General features: G+C 68.8%; 17 protein-coding genes. 4 read left to right on the top strand and 13 right to left on the bottom strand.

The annotated features are described in order from the left end of the window. Positions 1-839: 839 nt before the first annotated feature. The 8 genes from L3Q67_RS12105 to L3Q67_RS12070 all read right to left on the bottom strand — a co-directional run bounded on the left by L3Q67_RS12105 (position 840) and on the right by L3Q67_RS12070 (position 8,221). Entirely contained in the window at positions 840-1,811 is a 972-nt protein-coding gene (locus L3Q67_RS12105) for a lysylphosphatidylglycerol synthase transmembrane domain-containing protein (protein WP_499189597.1), read from the bottom strand. A gap of 29 nt (positions 1,812-1,840) precedes the next feature. Next, positions 1,841-3,082, bottom strand: coding sequence for an aldehyde dehydrogenase family protein (locus tag L3Q67_RS12100; protein WP_499189596.1), 1,242 nt, complete (start codon positions 3,080-3,082; stop codon positions 1,841-1,843). Further along, on the bottom strand, positions 3,079-4,131 hold the full coding sequence (locus L3Q67_RS12095) for a long-chain-fatty-acid--protein ligase (RefSeq protein WP_499189595.1): 1,053 nt from the start codon (positions 4,129-4,131) through the stop codon (positions 3,079-3,081). The genes L3Q67_RS12100 and L3Q67_RS12095 overlap by 4 nt, the downstream gene beginning before the upstream one ends. Beyond that, a complete protein-coding gene (locus L3Q67_RS12090) occupies positions 4,128-5,525 on the bottom strand; it encodes an acyl-CoA synthetase family protein (protein ID WP_499189594.1) in 1,398 nt (465 codons plus the stop codon). The genes L3Q67_RS12095 and L3Q67_RS12090 overlap by 4 nt, the downstream gene beginning before the upstream one ends. Continuing rightward, positions 5,522-6,256, bottom strand: coding sequence for an SDR family NAD(P)-dependent oxidoreductase (locus tag L3Q67_RS12085; protein ID WP_499189593.1), 735 nt, complete (start codon positions 6,254-6,256; stop codon positions 5,522-5,524). The genes L3Q67_RS12090 and L3Q67_RS12085 overlap by 4 nt, the downstream gene beginning before the upstream one ends. Next, positions 6,253-6,492 (bottom strand): acyl carrier protein, encoded by a 240-nt coding sequence (locus tag L3Q67_RS12080; protein ID WP_209663223.1) that lies wholly within the window; start codon positions 6,490-6,492, stop codon positions 6,253-6,255. Before L3Q67_RS12080 ends, L3Q67_RS12085 begins: the two co-directional genes overlap by 4 nt. 80 nt (positions 6,493-6,572) lie before the next feature. Beyond that, the gene (locus L3Q67_RS12075) at positions 6,573-7,148 is read right to left on the bottom strand and encodes an HAD family hydrolase (protein ID WP_499189592.1); all 576 of its coding nucleotides are present in this window, start codon (positions 7,146-7,148) and stop codon (positions 6,573-6,575) included. A 2-nt stretch (positions 7,149-7,150) separates the two neighbouring features. Further along, the gene (locus tag L3Q67_RS12070; RefSeq protein ID WP_499189591.1) at positions 7,151-8,221 is read right to left on the bottom strand and encodes an ATP-grasp domain-containing protein; all 1,071 of its coding nucleotides are present in this window, start codon (positions 8,219-8,221) and stop codon (positions 7,151-7,153) included. 198 nt (positions 8,222-8,419) lie between these two features. Here L3Q67_RS12070 and L3Q67_RS12065 point away from each other — a divergent pair, with 198 nt between their 5' ends. Both L3Q67_RS12065 and L3Q67_RS12060 read left to right on the top strand, forming a co-directional pair. After that, complete coding sequence (locus L3Q67_RS12065) at positions 8,420-9,526, top strand: DegT/DnrJ/EryC1/StrS family aminotransferase (RefSeq protein WP_499189590.1); 1,107 nt, start codon at positions 8,420-8,422, stop codon at positions 9,524-9,526. Next, positions 9,523-10,485 carry a Gfo/Idh/MocA family protein gene (locus L3Q67_RS12060; protein ID WP_499189589.1) on the top strand — a complete coding sequence of 321 codons (963 nt, stop codon included), beginning with the start codon at positions 9,523-9,525 and terminating at the stop codon, positions 10,483-10,485. Before L3Q67_RS12065 ends, L3Q67_RS12060 begins: the two co-directional genes overlap by 4 nt. Before the next feature lie 69 nt (positions 10,486-10,554). Here L3Q67_RS12060 and L3Q67_RS12055 read toward each other — a convergent pair whose 3' ends face one another. From L3Q67_RS12055 to L3Q67_RS12045, 3 genes are all read right to left on the bottom strand, one after another. Beyond that, the gene (locus tag L3Q67_RS12055; protein WP_499189588.1) at positions 10,555-12,198 is read right to left on the bottom strand and encodes a hypothetical protein; all 1,644 of its coding nucleotides are present in this window, start codon (positions 12,196-12,198) and stop codon (positions 10,555-10,557) included. 80 nt (positions 12,199-12,278) lie between these two features. Continuing rightward, a complete protein-coding gene (locus L3Q67_RS12050) occupies positions 12,279-12,752 on the bottom strand; it encodes a hypothetical protein (protein ID WP_499189587.1) in 474 nt (157 codons plus the stop codon). After that, positions 12,749-13,555 (bottom strand): hypothetical protein, encoded by an 807-nt coding sequence (locus tag L3Q67_RS12045; RefSeq protein ID WP_499189586.1) that lies wholly within the window; start codon positions 13,553-13,555, stop codon positions 12,749-12,751. The genes L3Q67_RS12050 and L3Q67_RS12045 overlap by 4 nt, the downstream gene beginning before the upstream one ends. Positions 13,556-13,781: 226 nt before the next feature. Here L3Q67_RS12045 and L3Q67_RS12040 point away from each other — a divergent pair, with 226 nt between their 5' ends. Both L3Q67_RS12040 and L3Q67_RS12035 read left to right on the top strand, forming a co-directional pair. After that, on the top strand, positions 13,782-14,783 hold the full coding sequence (locus L3Q67_RS12040; RefSeq protein WP_499191509.1) for a type 2 periplasmic-binding domain-containing protein: 1,002 nt from the start codon (positions 13,782-13,784) through the stop codon (positions 14,781-14,783). Continuing rightward, complete coding sequence (locus L3Q67_RS12035) at positions 14,762-15,682, top strand: hypothetical protein (protein ID WP_499189585.1); 921 nt, start codon at positions 14,762-14,764, stop codon at positions 15,680-15,682. Before L3Q67_RS12040 ends, L3Q67_RS12035 begins: the two co-directional genes overlap by 22 nt. On the opposite strand, the gene L3Q67_RS12030 is transcribed toward L3Q67_RS12035, so the two are convergent. Together L3Q67_RS12030 and L3Q67_RS12025 are read right to left on the bottom strand one after the other, a co-directional pair. After that, a complete protein-coding gene (locus L3Q67_RS12030) occupies positions 15,663-16,298 on the bottom strand; it encodes an acyltransferase (RefSeq protein WP_499189584.1) in 636 nt (211 codons plus the stop codon). The two genes, L3Q67_RS12035 and L3Q67_RS12030, sit on opposite strands and share 20 nt — an antisense overlap. After that, entirely contained in the window at positions 16,299-17,498 is a 1,200-nt protein-coding gene (locus L3Q67_RS12025) for a glycosyltransferase family 4 protein (RefSeq protein ID WP_499189583.1), read from the bottom strand. Positions 17,499-17,502 lie beyond the last annotated feature (4 nt).

The following is a 17,502-nucleotide window of genomic DNA, read 5'->3' as shown; positions in this document are numbered from 1 at the left end:
GTGTGGGACTCGGCTGCCCGAGTGTGGAGTTCGACTGCGGGAACGTGGGGTTCGGCTACCTGAGCGTGGAACTCGCGCGCGAGTGTCGAACTCAGCTGCCTGAACGTGGGCTTCGGCTGCACGAGTGTCGTGCCCCGGCTGCCCGGCTGCCCGAGTGCGGAGTTCGGGCGCCTGAACGTAGGACTCGGCAGCCCGAGCGTGGGGTTCGGCCGCCTGAACGTGGGGTTCGGGTGCCTGTGCGTGAGGTTCGGCTACCTGAGCGTGGAACTCGCGCGCGAGTGTCGAACTCAGCTGCCTGAGCGCGGGTTCGGCTACACGAGTGTCGTGCTCGGCTGCCGAGTGCGGAGTTCGGGCGCCTGAACGTAGGACTCGGCAGCCCGAGCGTGGGGTTCGGCCGCCTGAACGTGGGGTTCGGGTGCCTGAGCGTGAGGTTCGGCTACCTGAGCGTGGAACTCGCGCGCGAGTGTCGAACTCAGCTGCCTGAACGTGGGCTTCGGCTGCACGAGTGTCGTGCCCGGCTGCCCGGCTGCCCGGCTGCCCGGCTGCCCGGCTGCCTGGCTGCCCGAGTGCGGAGTCCGGGCGTCTGAACGTGGGACTCGGCTGCCCGAGCGTGGGGTTCGGATGCGGGAACGTGGGGTTCGGGTGTCTGGGGGTGGGGCTTGCTCGGGAGCGTGGGGTTCGGGTGCCTGGGTGTGGGGTTCGGGGGCGGGGTGGGGTGGGCGTGAGGAGGTGCCCCTGGGGGTGGAGTTGTCCACAGGGGTGGGGGTGGGTGTGGATGGGGGTTTTGGCTGGTCGCGAGGGGTAATGGGGTGGACCGACTGGGTAGTACCCCACAGGGGTCAGGCGGTGCGCCGCGCTTGCAGGCGGGCGGTGAGGGCGGCGCCACCGGCGGTGATCAGGTCGGCCACGGTGAACATGACCCGCGAGGCCACGGCGAACGCCAGTGCCTGCGGGCTCGAGATGGCGGTGGCGGTGAGGACGGCGACCATGGCGAACTCCCGCGCGCCCACCCCGCTCGGCAGGATGAAGGCGAAGGTGCCCGAGGTCATCGCGATCGCCATGGCGCCGATGCACAGCACGAACCCGACGAAACCGGGGGCCCCGACCGAGTTCGCCAGCAGCCACAGGTGCAGCCCCTGCAGCGCGTAGACCAGCACCAGCGCGCCGAACACCTTGCCGATCAGCTTGTACGACAGGCGGTGGTCCAGCGGCGGGCGGCGCAGAATACGAAGAACCAGCGACGTGCCCCAGGTCAGTACGCGCGGGTGCAGAGCGGTGAACCCGACGGGCAGCAGAACGAGCAGCCACCAGGCATACGGGCTGTTCGCGAACACCGCCGGCATCGCCAGGATCGACAGCACCAGCGCGGCGACCACGCCCACGCCCAGGTGGATCAGCGACGCGGTGAAGATGCGGGCCCGCGCCAGGCCCGCCTTGCGGCCCAGCTCCATCTGCAGCAGGTACGCCCACACCGAACCGGGGATGTACTTGCCCAGCGAACCGACCAGGTTGATCTGCGCGCCCCGCGCGTAGCCGATGGGCTTGCCCAGCTCATCGACGATGATCTGCCAGGCGTACACCCCGACCGCGATACTGCTGACCAGCGCGACCAGCGAGAGCGCCGAGGACAGCCACGGGATGCCCTTCATGGTCACCCAGAACTCGTCCCAGCTGGTGATCAGCGAGCGGGCGGCGAAGAAGATGACCACGGCGATGGCCAGCCACCGGGCGGCGTCGAGCAGTTTCGCCCTGGTGGACTTCGGCCCCTTGGCCACCTCGGCGGCGGTCTTGTCCGGCTCGACGGTCGTCATCGGTCGTCGTGTCTCCTCGTCGGGCGTGCTCACACCTGAACACTCACCAAGCGGCTGAACTCGGCCAGCAGGTCGTAACCGTCCCACACGGCGGAGAAACTGAGCGCCGACCCGAACGGAACGATTCGGTCCACGCCGCGTCCCGCCAGTTCGGTCGCGAACTCAACCAATTCTTCGCGGCCGAACCCGAATTGGCTGACGGTTTGATCCTTGCGCACCACGATGGGCACCAAGTCCGAGAGGGTACGCACACTCGCCGAGCCGAAGGTGCCCGCCCCCAGCCATTCACGCGGGAGCGCGGAGGGTTCCGTCAGTTCGAGGGTGGCGACCGCGTTGCCGTCGAAGGTCATCTTGCTGATCAGCCCGTCGACCGCGGCGCCGTAGGCCGACACCCGCTTCTGCACGGCCATCGCGGGCTCGGTGACGTGCTGCTTCGCGGTCAGCACCTCGCTGAGCAGCCGCCGGAACTCCTCCCCGGCGGAGGCGGCCGCGTCGGCGTCTCCGACCCAGAAGATCGCCCGCGGTGACGAGCAGGCTGCCTGGTCGAACCAGTACGAGTCGTTGTAGAAGCCCTCGGCCGCACCCCGGCGCTCGGCGTCCGAAGCGGCCTGCCAGCCCGCGACCGAGACCACCGCGAACGAGGACCGGTCCGGGAAGGTCAGGTCCCGCGCGTGCGGCGCCAGCGGGTACTGCCGCAGCGCCCTGACCGAACCGTCGCCACCCCAGATCACCCGCAGGTCGGCGGCCAGCGACAACGCGCCGCTGATCTCGTCGCTGCGGTCGTAGGTGATCATGCGCTGGGTCTGCGTGATCAGCGCGGCGGTTTCCGGATCCACTTCGGACAATGCGGCGTTGAGCGCGATCAGCACTTCTTCGGCCGCACCGGCCGAACGCGAGGAAACCCGCACCACGTTGTGGTTTCCCGCCAAAGCGGACAACGCCCACGAATACACGAAAATGGTGTCCACATTGGCCGGTGGCACGTGGAAGACCAGGCCGCGCGGGAAACGCAGGGCGTCCCCGTCATCGGCCAACCGCGTCAGCGCCTTCCGGATTTCCGACTTGCGCAGGAAGAACCCGAGCGAAGCCAGTTCCGGATAACGCCGGGCCACCGCGGGCGCCAGCAGTTTGCGCGCGAACTTGGTGAGGAATTCGATGATGCGCGGGTCGCCGACCGTCAGGCGGCCACCGTCGGGCTCGGCGCGTAGCCGGTCGACGAGGTCACCGACGACCACCGGATCGCCCAGGGGGAAACGCTGCGTGAGGCTCATGCCGCCTGCCCCGAGAAGGTGTCCGAGCAGCCGCGGGCCTCGGCCTTGGGCAGCCTGCCCAGCACGGAGAAGTGCTTGCCCGGCCAGTCGCCGTCGTCGATGCCGTTGTACACGCCCAGGTCCTCGGTCAGCAGCACGTGACCCGGGTACGAGCGCGGCAGGGTGCTCACCACCTCGATGACGCCCGGCTTGCCGACGGGTTGCTCGGCCCAGGTCTCCGGATCGCGGATCACCACGTCGGCGAAATCGGGGCAGTACAGCGAGTTGCCCGACGGTCCTTCCAGGAACACCGTGCCGATCTGCTCGATCATCCCGTAGTAGTTGTAGATCTGGTGCAGCCCGGTGTCCTCTTTGAACCGCCTGCGGAACTCGGAGTTGTCCACCGACCGGTCGATCAGCTTCTTCCAGCCACCGGAGTGGATCAGGATGCCGTTCGACAGGTCGAGACCGTGGTCGCGGGCCACCTCGTACAGGTAGAGCCAGACCATGAAGGTGAAGCCGAAGATCAGGAACGGCTGGTCACCGTGGCGTTCCAGGAAACCCTTGACCGCCTCGACGTCCGGCTGGTCGTTCTCGTCGAGCACGTAGACGTGCTTGCGGCCGAAGTTGGCCATGCCCAGCACGCCCGCGCCGCGCGCGGAGAACGACCGGCGGTTCTTGATGATGCCGACGGTGTCCACCATCAGCATCGGCAGCCGCTCGCCGCCCAGCACCGTCTGCAGGGTGGCGCCGAGCTGCTTGGTCTGCGCGCCCGCGGCCTCTTTGTCCAGGTAGATGCGCGAGGCACCGGACCCGGTGGTGCCGGACGAGGTGAGCGTCTTGAAGACCTCGGCGTCCGGCACGCTCTTCAGGTCGTGCGTCTTGAACATCCGGACCGGCAGCCAGGGCAGCTCGGCGATCGAGCCGAACTCGGCGTCACGGGCGATGCCCAGCGAGGACAGGATCCGGTCGTACCCGGCCGAGTTGGCCCGGTGGTGGGCGGTCAGCTCGGCGAGCTGGGGCAGCAGGGTCGCTTCCCGCTCCGCCTGCGACAGCGTGAACACACTCATACCTGGCTCTCCAGCGTCCGATAGTCGATCTTGCCGCTGGCCAGCAGCGGCACGGTGTCCAGAGGACGCACGTCGAAGCCGCTGGTGTGCAGGTGCAGCCGCTCCGACAGGGCGCGGGACGCCGCCTTGCAGGTGTCCCGATCGGCGCCCTCGGCGAACAGCACGACCTTGTCCCCGGCCGCGACCGCCGCCACCACGTCGATCCCCACCGAAGCAGAACGCACGGCCTGCTCGAGATCATCCAGGCTCACCCGGTTGCCGAAGACCTTGCCGATCCGCTTGAGCCTGCCGGTGATGAACAGGAAGCCGTCCGCGTCGAGGTAACCGAGGTCGCCGGTGGCCAGCTCACCACCGCATTCGTCGCCCGCGGCCAGCTCACCCTCGTTCTCCGCGTACCCCATCATCACGTTCGGCCCGCGGTAGAGGACCTCGCCGACGATCTTGGGGTGCGTGGTCTCCACGCCGTCGTCGCGGCGGATGGTGAACTTGCCGCCGGGCAGCGCGGGACCGACCGAGCCGAGCTTCTCGGCGAGCCGGTCGGCGGGCACCGTGGAGATGCGCGGGGCCGCCTCGGTCTGGCCGTACATCACGTACATCCGGCCGCCGACCGCGCGGATCTTGTCGTTGAACTCGGTGATCAGCTCGCTGCGGAGCTTGCCGCCGGCCTGCGTCAGCGTGCGCAGGCTGGGGTAGCGCTCCGGGTCGAACTTCATCCGCCGGAGCATCTCGTAGTGGTAGGGCACCCCGGCCAGCGAAGTGCACTTGTGCTCCTCGACGGCGTTCCAGAACCCGCGGCCCAGCACGCCGGACGGCTCGACCACCACGGTCGCGCCCCGGATCAGGTGCGAGTTCAGCACGGACAGCCCGTAGCTGTAGTGCAGCGGCAGGCAGGTCGGCGCGACCTCGTGCGCGTCGATGTCCAGCACCTCGGCGATGGCTTCGGCGTTGGACAGCACGGCCGAGCGCGACAGCCGGACCAGCTTCGGATTCCCGGTGGACCCGCTGGTCGGCAGCAGCACGGACAGGTGCGGGTGCGGTTCGACGCCGTCGAGCGCGTCCCGCACCCAGTGGCCCTCGGCGGGCGTGTAGCCCTCGGGCGCGTCGGCTTCCGGCGCCTGCAGCACCGCGGCGGGCCGGAACCGCTCGATCAGCCCGGCCAGCACGTCGGCGTCCAGCGCCGGGTCGATCAGCGCGATCGCCCGGCCCGCCTCGAAGGCGGCCAGGTACCGCAGCACGCTGTCCAGGTCGACCGAAGTGCGCGCGAACAGCACGCCCGGCGGCAGCAGTTGCAGGCCCGCGGCGATGCGCGCGACCTCGGCCTCGAGTTCCGGCCCGGCCAGCGTGCGGCCCCCGGCCGCGTCGATCAGCCGGGCACCCGCACCCACCAGCGTCACAGAACCAAGCCTCCATCGATGCCCAGCACCTGACCGGTGATGAACGAAGCGTCCTCACCGGCCAGGAAGCGGATCGCCGCGGCGACCTCCTCCGGCCTGCCGAGCCTGCCGAGCGGGGTGCGCTCCGTGTTCGACGCCCGGACCTCGTCGGTCAGGCTCTCGGTCAGCGCGGTCTCGATCACGCCCGGCGCCACCGCGTTCACCCGGATGCCGGAGCGTCCCAGCTCCTTCGCCGCCGACTTCGCGATGTTCGCCACCGCCGCCTTCGACGCCGCGTACACGGTCTGACCAGCGCTTCCGTACTCGCCGACCACGGAAGCCAGCACCACGATCGAGCCGGTCCTCTTCCGCATCATCACGCGGGCGGCGGCCTGCACCGTGTGCAGCGTGCCCGCCACGTTCGTGGCCAGCGTGCGGTCGACGTCCTCCGCCCGGATCATCCCGAGCAGGCCGCCCTCCATGATCCCGGCGTTGGCCACCGCGATGTCCAGCTGCCCGTGTTCCTTGGCGACCCCGCGGACCAGCGAGGCGACCGCCTTCGGATCGGTGACGTCCAGTGCGAGCCCGCTCACCTGGCCGTCGACCGACTCCGCCGCCTCTTTGGCGGCCGATTCGTCACGGCCGGTGAGCACCACGGTGGCGCCCGCCTCGGCGAGCGCCCGTACCGTGGCCAGCCCGATGCCGCGGGTCCCGCCGGTGACCAGTGCGACCTTCCCCGAGAGCGTGCTCACGCCTGCTCCTGCAGCTCCTTGACCATGTCCACGGCCACCTTGAAGCTGCTCATGTCGATCACCTGGTCGGTGTCGAACTGCACGTCGAACTCGTCCTCGATGGCGGCGACCAGCGCCATGTGACCCACGGAGTCCCACGCCTCGATGTCGCGGTACTTCAGGTTCTCGACGTCGACCCCGTCATCGAGCTGGAGAGCCTCGATGAAGACTTCCTTCAGCTTGTCCTGCACAGCCATGTCTACCTGGCACTTCCTTATCGAATAGGGCCTTGTCGAGAGGGCCGATGACCATCGTCGACGGTACCAACCCCGGGGGGTCAGCCCGCGAGCGCGGGCAGCAGCTCACTGAGCGTTTCGATGTAGGTGTCCGCGCCCTCCGGCCGGAACTTCAGCGCGTCGTTGCGGACGATCACGCTGTGTGCTCCGGCGGCGTGCGCGGCTTCCACGTCGTGGTAGGTGTCGCCGACCAGCGCGGCCTCGCCCGGCGTGGCGCCGTAGTGCTTGAGCACCGCGTGCACGCCTTCCGGGTCCGGCTTGAGCTGGGCGACGTCCTCCCGTCCGATGACGTGCAGGCCGTCGGCGAGGTTGCCCAGCGCGTCGAACACGCAGTGCCGCGAGTTGCGCGTCACGATGGCCACCGAGTAGTTCGGGAGGCCGGTCAGCGACTCGAGCAGCTCGCGGGCCCCGGCGGTGAACTCACCGCGCGGCACCGACTCGCGCTCGTACCGCGTCACGACGTCCAGCCCCTCGGTGTTGCCCTCGTCGAGGTACTGCTGGAACAGCGGCCCGAGCTTGGCGTCCGGGGCGAGCCCGAGGTCGGCACGCAGGCCGGCGAAGTCGACCGGCAGCCGGAAGAGGGTGCCGTCGAAGTCGAAAGCGAGTGTCGTGAGCACCGTCAGATCTTCTTGGCGGCCCATTCGCCTTCCCTGACCAGCTTGTAACCCATGTCGATCATGCGGACCCAGTACAGGTCGTCCGGCAGCGGGTTGTACACGGCAGGCTTCTCGGTGAGCTGGTTGCCCAGGCCCAGCTGGATGTACATGTCGGGCATGTTCAGCCCGGCGTGGGCGAAGAAGTTGCTGGTGGTGAAGAAGCGGCCCACGTTGATCTCGGTGACCATGGGAACACCCTGGGCGTTCTCCTTCATGTCCACGCAGAACACGCCGCTCGGCTTGGCCGAGACCGCGCGCACGGCCGCCTCGCCGATCTTGTTCACGTCGTCGCGGTTGACCGTCTTGGCCACCGACGGTGACGAGCTCTGCCCACTGGGAGTGAGGTTGCCGAAGATGTACTCGATGCGGGAGCGGGCCTGCGAGGTGATCAGCTCGCCCTCGTGCCACAGGCTCTGCCAGGCGAACTCCTCGCCGGGCAGGTACTCGCTGGCCATGAAGTCGCCGTAGTCGAGGCCGCGGAAACCACGCCAGTAGTCGATCCAGGCGTCGCCCTGGTAGTAGGAGTTGATCGGCAGGCTGCCACGGGAACCGGCACCGCGAATGGCGCGCAGCCACACCCGCGGATTGATCTTGAGCAGTTCTTCCAGCGCGCCCTTGAGGTCGGACTGGGAATCGATCTTGACCGCTTCCGGAACGGAAACGCCGTTGGCCTTCATGTGCGCGTTGAAGGCCATCTTGTCCTGGCACAGCGCGATCGCGCGGGCGTCGGGCAGGAACGTCGGCGCGTTCAGCCGGTCGCGGTTCTCGGCCAGGTAGCCGACCTCGACGTCGGGCTGGGGGTGCACGAAGTCGATCTTCTCGGCGTCGATGACGCGGTTGATCGCGTCGGCGTAACCGGGGTCGGAGACCGGCGGCACGAGGTACTTGGCGTCGACGTTGAGCAGCTCGAGGTGGAAGGGCTTGATGTCGGTGCCGACCACCGTGTACTCGTTCGGCGAGACGGCGAGCGCGTCCCGGAAGTTGTAGGCGGCGGAACCGCCGGCGCCGGTGATCAGAATGCGTGCACTACTCATTTTGTGTGTTTTCGCCCTTTAGTGTTCAGGCCCGCGCACCAGGGCCGAGGCGGCAGCGGGGAGCCACTTGCGACCGGCGGGTATCGTGACGCCCGCGTCAGTGCCAGCACCGGTGCCGACCCAGGGGGCTACTAGCCATGCCGAGGCACGACTGTACCTGACGCGCCGGAAGTGTCCGCCGAGGTGAAAGACTGCTGCATGATCCCCATTACCGTGGTCGACGTCCGCGATGCGGAGGACCTGGTCGTCGAAGTGCTGCGATCCGGCGCCATCGCGCAGGGCCCGATGGTGAAGCGATTCGAGGAAGCATTCGCCGCCGTCTCCGGCACCAAGCACGCGGTGGCGGTGAACAACGGCACCACCGCGCTGGTCGCCTCACTGCAGGTGCTCGACCTGCAGCCGGGTGACGAGGTCATCACCTCGCCGTTCACCTTCGTCGCGACCCTCAACGCCATCCTCGAAGCGGGCGCGACCGTGCGCTTCGCCGACATCCGGCGGGACGACTTCGCGGTCGACCCGGACGCGGTCGCCGCCGCCATCGGCCCGCGCACCAAGGTGCTCATGCCGGTCCACCTCTACGGGCAGACCGCGGACATGGGCAAGCTGGCACCGCTGGCCGCCGAGCGCGGGTTGCACCTGGTGGAGGACTCGGCGCAGGCCGTCGGCGCGACCTTCGAGGGCCGCCGGTCCGGCTCGTTCGGGCTGGGCTGCTTCTCGCTCTACGCCACCAAGAACATCACCACCGCCGAGGGCGGCGTGATCACCACGGACGACGACGGGCTGGCCGACCGGCTGCGCGTGCTGCGCAACCAGGGCATGCGTGCCCGCTACCAGTACGAGGTCGCCGGGCACAACTACCGGATGACCGACCTGCACGCCGCCGTCGGCATCCCGCAGCTGGAGAAGCTGGATTCGATCACCGCGGCCCGCCAGCGCAACGCCAAGCGGCTCACCGAGGGCCTGTCCGGCACCCCGGGGCTCGAGCTGCCGCAGGTGCTGCCCGGCCGCGAGCACGTGTGGCACCAGTACACCGTGCTGGTCGGCCCGCACGCGTTCCTCTCGCGCGACGAGCTGGCCGCGGCGCTGACCGAGCGCGGCATCGGCAACGGCATCTACTACCCGAAGGTCGTCTTCGACTACGACTGCTACCGCGGGCACGAGCTGATCCCGGACGCCGACCTCGCCAGTGTGCCGATGGCGTGCTCGGTGGCCGCGCAGGCACTTTCGCTGCCCGTGCACCCGAAGCTCTCCGAGGACGACGTGGACAAGATCATCGAGACGGTTCGCGAGGTGCTCGGCGCATGACGCACCGCATCGCACTGGTGGGCACCGGCACCATGGGCTCGCTGCACGCCAGGGTGCTCTCGCAGAACGAGCGCGTGGAGCTGACCCGCGTGATCGACCCGCGCGAGGAGGCAGGCCGCGCCGCCGCCGAGCGCTTCGAGACCCGGTGGACGCCGGAAATCGGCGATCTGTCCGATGTGGACGCCGTGGTGCTGGCCGCGGCCACCGAGGTGCACCACCCGCTGGCGCTGGAGATCCTCGGCCAGGGCAAGCCGCTGCTGGTGGAGAAGCCGGTGTCGAACAGCCTGGAGTCCTCGAAGGAGATCGTCGAGCTGTCCGCGGCCAAGGACATCCCGCTGATGTGCGGGCTGCTCGAGCGCTACAACCCGGCGGTGATGACCGCCCGGGCGCTGGTGCAGGAGCCGATCCACCTGATGGCCCGGCGGCACGGCCCGTACGCCCCGCGCATCAAGACCGGCGTGGCGTGGGACCTGCTGGTGCACGACGTGGACATCGCCATCCAGTTCTTCGGCGGGCAGACCCCGGCGCGGATCACCTCCGGCGCGGGGTACTTCCACCCGTCGTCGGTCGAGGGGGCCGAGGACACCATCGAGACGGTGCTGACCTTCCCGACCGGGCTGGCCACGGTGTCGGCGTCGAGGCTGGGGCAGCGCAAGGTGCGCTCGCTGGTGGTGTCCGAACTGGACCGGCTGATCGAGATCGACCTGCTGCGCCGGGACGTGACCATCTACCGGCACGTCTCACACGACGCGGCCAGCTCGGACGGCCTGGGTTACCGCCAGCAGACGGTGATCGAGATCCCCGAACTGGTCACCGCCCGCGAACCGCTGGCGACCCAGCTGGACCGGTTCGTCGACCTGCTCGAAGACAAGATCGACGCCACCGCCGAACGCGACTCAATCCTGCCGTCGCACTACGTGGTGGCCACCGTCAAGGAATCCGCCTCCACATCCGCTTGATTGCTATGAGTGGGGCATTACTTGCAGTGAACGCCAGTAATGCCCCACTCACAGCGTTTGGCCGCGCTGTCAGTCTTCGTTGACGTACTCGTTGATGTCCTTGTCGGAATCACGGATGCGCTTGAACAGATTCTCTCCGAGCGCGCTGCCGACGAATCCTCCCGCCCAGACCCCAGGGATGCCGGCCCGCTTACCGAGCGCGCTCCCCACGGTGCCGCCGATCGCGCCCGAAACGATCTCGCCCGTTGTCTTGCCCTCTTCGATATCGAGGTAGATACCAGCGCCGCCCCAGGCCGTTCCCCCGAGCTTGCCCGCTGCCTTCACCAGCTTCCCAGCGCGCTGGACTGGGCCCACCACTTGTTGGTGACGCTCGGCAGCGGCCGTTGCCTCGGCGAGGCGTTGACGAACCAGCTCCGCTTGGGCCGGGGAGACGGAACCGTCGGCATTGCGGACCTTCGACGCGGTGACGTAATCACGGAATGCGCGAGTGGTCTCGTCCTGTGAGGTTTTGATTTCCTCGGCGAGTTCGCTGTTCTTCCGGCCGACCAGCACATCGGTGACGATTCCACCCACCGAAGCCGCTTCCTTGGTCCCCGTCTGCACATCTTCGACGACGCTGTCCACGGTGTCCCGAAGCCCCTTTCCCAGCGCCGGCATCCCGGCGTCGCGGAGGAATTCCAGGCGACGAGCCTCACGTCCGGCGTCCTTGGCGACCTTGACCGCTTCGTCCTTCTTCGGCCCGTCGGGGAGCGTGTCCGCGTATTTTTCGAGGGTCTTCGCGTCTTTCGCGGCAGGCTCAGCCGCCCTGTCGATCTCGTCCTTGACCTCCAGCGCCCGCAACCCGCTGATCGGCTCGTCCAGCTCGATCGTCTTCGGGGCCGGCTTCGGCTTCCCGACGTCGCGGAGGCGTTCGCGCCATTGGGCGTCGGCTTCGGCTTCGGCCGCCAGGTTTGCCGTGGCTTCCCACGCTCGCACCGAACCCGTCGGGCCCTCGTCGCGTTGCCTGGCGAGCTCGTTGGCCCTGATCCGCGCCGGGCCCGCCGTCTGCTCGATCTCATCGCTGACTTCGATCGCACGGGGACCGCTGTTCGGAGAGGCAGGCGTCGCCTTCCGCTTGCGGGCATCACGCCGCTCAGCCTTCGCCTGCTTCCGCTCCTCCCTCGCCTTCGCCCTCGCGTTCCTCGCGTCTTGCTCAGCCCTCTCAGCCTCTTCGCGCTCAGCTTCCTTCTTGCCGTACTCCGAATAGTCCGGCGTCAACTGGCGAGCATCACGCCGATCAGCCTTGGACTGCTCCCGCTCCTCTGCCCCCGCCTTCACCATCGCGTTCTTCTCGTCCCGCTCAGACTTGGACTGCGCCCGTTGTTCTTCCTTCGGGTCGGGCTTCTTGTCGTTCGTCCGCGGCGGCTCCTGGGAACCTCCCGCCCGGCCACCGCGATTGTCGTGGTTCACCGCAGGCGCGGGCTTCTTCTCCTGCGCAGCAGGAACGTTCGCATTCGTCTTGAGCTGGCTCAGTTCCTTCTGTTGCTGCTGCGGGGTTTCGCCGGGAGGAGGTCCGGCCGCCGCAGGAGCACCTCCGTCGCCACCGGCGTCTACCGGCACCCGTGGACCGGCCTGGGCGGCGGTGGCACCGAGGACGCCGAAGACCACGGAGATGAAGCCCCCGGAGACGGTGTAGAGGATGGTTTTCTGGACGGAGACTCTGGTGTTCTTCATGGCCTAACCGCCATTCGTGACAGAGACCGACACGAAACCGTTCGCGGTCTTCTTGCTGTTGGTGCGGCTCTCGCCGGGCTTCACATCCGAGGAGCTGAGCTTGACCTTTCGGGACTTCTGCTGGTGTTCGCCGCGCTGCTCCCGATCTCCAGTTCGCCATTTCGCCGGGTTTTGCGGTCGTAGGCCTCTTCGGCCAGTGAGCGGCCCATCAGGCCGCCGAAAACGCCGGCGGCGACGCCGGCGACCATGCCTGCGACCGGGCCGACCATCAGGCTCGGCACGACGCCCGAGACCACCGAGGCAGCGAACCCGCCGAGGCCGGTGGCAGTGGCGCGGCTGAGCGGTTTCCGCTCGTGGTCCAGGTAGTAGTCGTCCTCGGGGTATTCCTCGACCTCGGGCACGATCTCCGGTTCCGGGGTGCGCTGATGGCGCCACGCGTTGTCCGGGATGACCAGGAAGCGGACGGTGTCGCTCTTGCGGCGCAGGCCCGCGCGCTCGACCGCGGCCCGCACGATCTCGTTCATCGTGCGAGGCGCGGCCAGGATGGCGGTCATTGCTGGGCGAGGTCGCGCAGCTTCTTCGCGACCTCCGGGGAGACGTCGATCTTGCCCGGCAGCTTGATCTTGACGACCTTGCGCTCGGACTTCTCCTTCTTCTCCTGCCGCTTTTCCTTCTTCTCCTTGATCTCCTTGCGAGCCGACTCGACCTCACCCTTGGCTTCGGACAGCTTGGTCCGCGCGCTGGACAGGTTCTTCTCCGCGTCGGCCACCGACTTCTCGGCCTCGCCGAGCTTGGCCACCGCCTTGTCCAGCCGCTCGTTCACGGCCTTGGCCTTCTTCTCGCCGTCCTGCTTCTTGTGGTGCACCACAACGGGTTTGCCCGATTCGGCGATCACCGTCTTGGTGCCGTTCGTGGAAATGGCGTAGGACTTGGCCGACGGGCCGCTGGACGTCGCCGACGCGCTGATCGAGGGCTGCGCGGCCGCCTGCACGATCACCGGCTTGCGCACCACCTTCTCCACCACCTTGCGCGGCCGCTCGGCGGGCTTGCGCACCTGCGGCTTCTCCGCCGCCTTCTTCTCCGGCACCGCCTGCTTGACCGGCGCGGCGGGCTGCGCCGCGGGCGGCTGCGCGGCCGGAGCAGGCGCCACCTTGGCCGCAGGAGCAGGAGCAGGCGCAGGCGCGGCGGGCGCCGAGGCCGCGGCGGGCGCCGGTGCGGCCTGCGCGGCACCCGAGGATTCCGGCTTCGGCTCGTCCTCCATGGTCATCGCGTTGACCGTCGACGCGCCGATCGCCGCGGTGATCAGCCCGGCCACCCCGTAGACCGCGGCACGCTTCAGATTGCTCGTTTCGCTCATGGATCCCACCTCGTCGCTCCACCAGTGACGGGCCGAGCCTGGGCCCATCCGGTCCAGCGGGGATACATCCCCGGTACATCGGGCCCGGTCCCCGCGGAAGTGCGGTAGAACTGAGCTCCCAGCGCGCGAGAACCCCGGGGAGGGTGGTTTGACCGGCGACGAATCCGTGACACCCCGACGCAGGTTCCGGCCGGGCCGCGGCGTCCGGCTCACCGCGTTGATCGCGGTGCTCCTGCTGGGCCTCGGCGTCGCGTTGTGGATCCCGTGGCAGTCCAAACCTTCCGAGGACGAACTGCGTGAGCAGGCCGGGCTCAAGGGCAAGGTCGAACTGCTCATCGGCACCATGGACGACATCCCCGGCGCGGGCTACAAGGACCCGGTGACCGGCCGCTACAGCGGGTTCGACGTGGAGATCGGCTACCTGATCGCCGCCGACCTCGGGTTCCGGCCGGACGAAGTGCGGTTCCTGACCGTGGAGAACGAGGACCGCAGTCGCATGGTGGCCTCGGACGAACGCGGGCAGCGGCAGCGCGTCGACCTGGTGATCGCGGTCTACAGCCGGACCGACGAACGCGAGAAGCTGCCCGAGGTCAGCTTCTCCCAGCCGTACCTGGAAACCGAGCAGTCGGTGATGACCCTGCGCGGCCACGACCCGGTCGACGACCTGACCGCGTTGCGCGACCGGTCGGTCTGCACGATCAGCACCTCCACCTCCCGCCACCCCGCCGAGGCGGCCGGCGCGCGAATGGTGAACAAGAGCAAGATCAGCGACTGCCTGCAGCCGCTGCGCGACCGGCAGATCGACGCGATGACCACCGACGCGGCCATCCTCGCCGGGTTCGTCGCCGCCGAGCCGCAGACCTTCCAGCACCACGACGTGGGACTGGAGACCCCGGAGTCGTGGGCCGTCAACACCGGCGGCAACGAGCCGCTGAAGACGCTGGTCGACCTCTCGCTGTACCGCTCGAAGCACGATCCGGCCGACAAGCGCTGGGAAGACGCCTACGACCGGTACCTCCGCCCGCTCGAAGCCGCCAGCGCACCGCAGTTCATCGCCGACGACCAGCAACCCGACGTGGAAGAGGTGGAGGTCCGGCAATGGCCGTGGGAGAGGCTGGCCGGCGTCGTGCGCCCGGCGGTGACGCGGAGGCGCGCGGGTTCGAGTGGACGCTCGCGCTGCTGCCCGCGTTCCCGATCGTGCTGCTGGTGCTGCGCCTCTGGCACCTGAGCCGCCAGGACCTGCACACCATGCTCCTGCTGGTGCAGAACGTCGGCCCGCTCGACCTGGTCAGCTCGCTGGTGATCACGCTGATGTGGGTGCCGCCGGTGTTCGTGCTCGGCGGGCACGCGCTCGGCCTGCTCTACGTGGTGAGCGCGCCGCCGGGGGCACTGGATTCGTGGCTCAGCCGGACCGCCGACCGCACGCCGGACTGGGCGCTCGCGGTGACCGCGATGTGGGCGGCGATCGCCTGGGAACTGCGGTTCCTGCCCGCGCTGGCGATGGTCACGCTGGTCATCCTCGGGCTGACCGTGCGGCGGCGGTACCCGGAACGGACGCGGGTGATCCGCGGGGTCTGCCTGGTGGTGCCGGTCCTGCTCGCGGTCGCGCTCTACCTCTGGTTCGGCAGCACGATCGCCGGCGCCTTCGCGCGCGGGGAACTGGTGCTGGCGCTGCTCCTGCTGGTGCCGCCGCTGCTCACGCCCCTGCTGACCGGGCCGATCCCGGCGCGGTTCGCGCGGGTGGCCACGCACGGTCCCGCCGCGGCTGCCGCGCTGCTCGGGCCGTTCCTGCTGCTGGCGATCTTCCTGCAGGCGCCGGTGCTGCCGTCGGTCGCGCTGGAGCTGAGCGAACCGCGGCAGGTGGTGCTCGGCAGCGTGGTCACCGTGGACGACACGATGACCACCCTGCTCGACGACCAGGCCGAGGTGCGGTTCGTGCCGAACAGCGACGTGGTGGCGAAGGTGCTGTGCGAGGGCAGCGAATCGGTGCCCTACAGCGCGGCCACCGCGCACGGCTGGCCGGTGGAGGAATCGGCGCTTTCGTGGGCGCTGCCCGCGAAACGCCCGACCGGGCCGGACGACCCCCGGTGCGAGGGCCGTCCGCTGGTCACTCCTTCGGCTCGCTGAAGTCGCCGGCCGGGGCACCCCACGGGCCGGTCGCCATACCGCGCTCCTCGGCCAGCTTGCGCCGCCGCTCGTTGTCCTCGCGGACGCGCTTGACCTCGTTCTCGATGTGCTCGTCGTCGTAGCGCTGGAACACCCGCGCCGGGTTGCCAGCCACCAGCGAGCGCGCCGGCACGTCCTTGGCCACCACGGAGTTCGGCTGCACGGTGGCGAAGTCGCCGATGGTCACCCCGGCCATGATCACCACCAGGCCGCCGATGAAGCAGCCCTTGCCGATCTTGACCGGCTTGCGCTCGATCAGGTCGCTGCCCGAGTGGTTCTGCAGCGTCATGTTCGCCAGCCAGCTGGAGTGGGTGAAGATCAGCGTGTTGACCCCGATGCTGGTGTGCTCGCCGATCTCCATGCCGCCGGAGGCGTCCAGGATGGCGCCCTCGCCGATCCAGCAGTGCTCGCCGATCCGCAGGTTCTCCGGGCTGACGATCTTCGCCCGCTGCCGGATCCGCGTGGTCTCCGGCAGGCCGAACAGCTTCGCGCGCTCGGCGTCGTTCATGTACTCCCCGACCAGTTCGGTCAGGATCTGCGGGCGCAGCCGGTTGCTGCGCTCGTCGTCGAAGAACATTCAGCGGCCCTTCGGGGTCGACTCGGCGATCAGCTTCTCGAAGGTGCGCAGGTGCTCGTCGCTGACCACGTCGAGGCCGAAGTTGTCCCGCACCATGGCGCTCTGCCGCTTGGCCAGCTCGGCGCGCTTCTCCGGGTCATCCAGCAGGTCGATCACGGCCTCGCCGACCGCGGTGGCGTCGTCCGGCGGCACGATCAGGATGTTGTCGCCGTTGCGCAGCTCGATGCCGGGGTAGTTGTCCAGCGTGGTCGAGGTGATGGTCGCCGTGCCGGACAGCATGGCCTCCAGCGAAGCCGTGCCGCAGCCGCCGTTGAGGTCGTGCGTGACGATGTCGGCGGCGGCGAAGTACGCGGGCACGTCGGCCTTGGGCACCGCGCCCTTGACGATGAACTTCTCCGCGATGCCCAGTTCCTCGGCGCGCTTGATGAACGCGTCGTGGTAGACCCGGCCGACCACGATCACCTTGGTGTCCGGGTGCTTCTCCAGGATCGCCGGCATGGCGTTGACCAGCGGCATCCGGTCGCGCAGCGGGATCACGTGCCCCAGCGAGACGATCAGCGGGCCGTCCCCGATGCCGTTCTCCTCGCGCACGTCCTTGGTCAGCGGCTTCTCGAAGTGCGCGGTGTCCACCGCGATCGGGAAGTACTCCGAGTTCTCGTCGCCGGTGCCGTAGCGCTTGACGCAGTAGTCCACGCCCAGCTTGTCCAGGATGACGTACCGCGGCTTGATGATGCCGAGGATCGGCCGCACCAGCACCGCGTCGAGCATCCGGAACACCGAGCTGTACAGCTTCTTGTCGCTGATCAGCAGGGTGTGGATGGTGACGACCACCGGGATGCCGCGGCGGCGCGCGTACAGCCCGACCATCCACGACAGGTCGAAGAACTGCCCGTGCAGGTGGATCACGTCCGGGCGGAACTCGTCCAGCATCCTGAACAGCTTGCGCCAGTTCCCCGGCCGGACCGACGCGAAGGTCATGTCGAAGTCGATCGACAGGCCCAGCTGCGGCATCTTCATCGCCGGCAGCCGGACCACGCGGTAACCGTCGCGTTCCTCCTCCGCCGGTGCGTCGGAATACGCGGCGGTGATCGCGAGCACCTCGTTGCCACTGGCCGAGTACTGCTCGGCCAGCGACGCGGACATGTGCGCGCTGCCCCCCACCCGTGGCGGGAAGAAGTTGTTGACCACGACGATGTTCATCGAG

The organism is Saccharothrix sp. AJ9571 (genome assembly GCF_021725495.1).
GTDB lineage: Bacteria > Actinomycetota > Actinomycetes > Mycobacteriales > Pseudonocardiaceae > Amycolatopsis > Amycolatopsis magusensis.
Note: the sequence above shows the minus strand (reverse complement) of the source record. Positions and strands in the feature narration are given on the sequence as shown.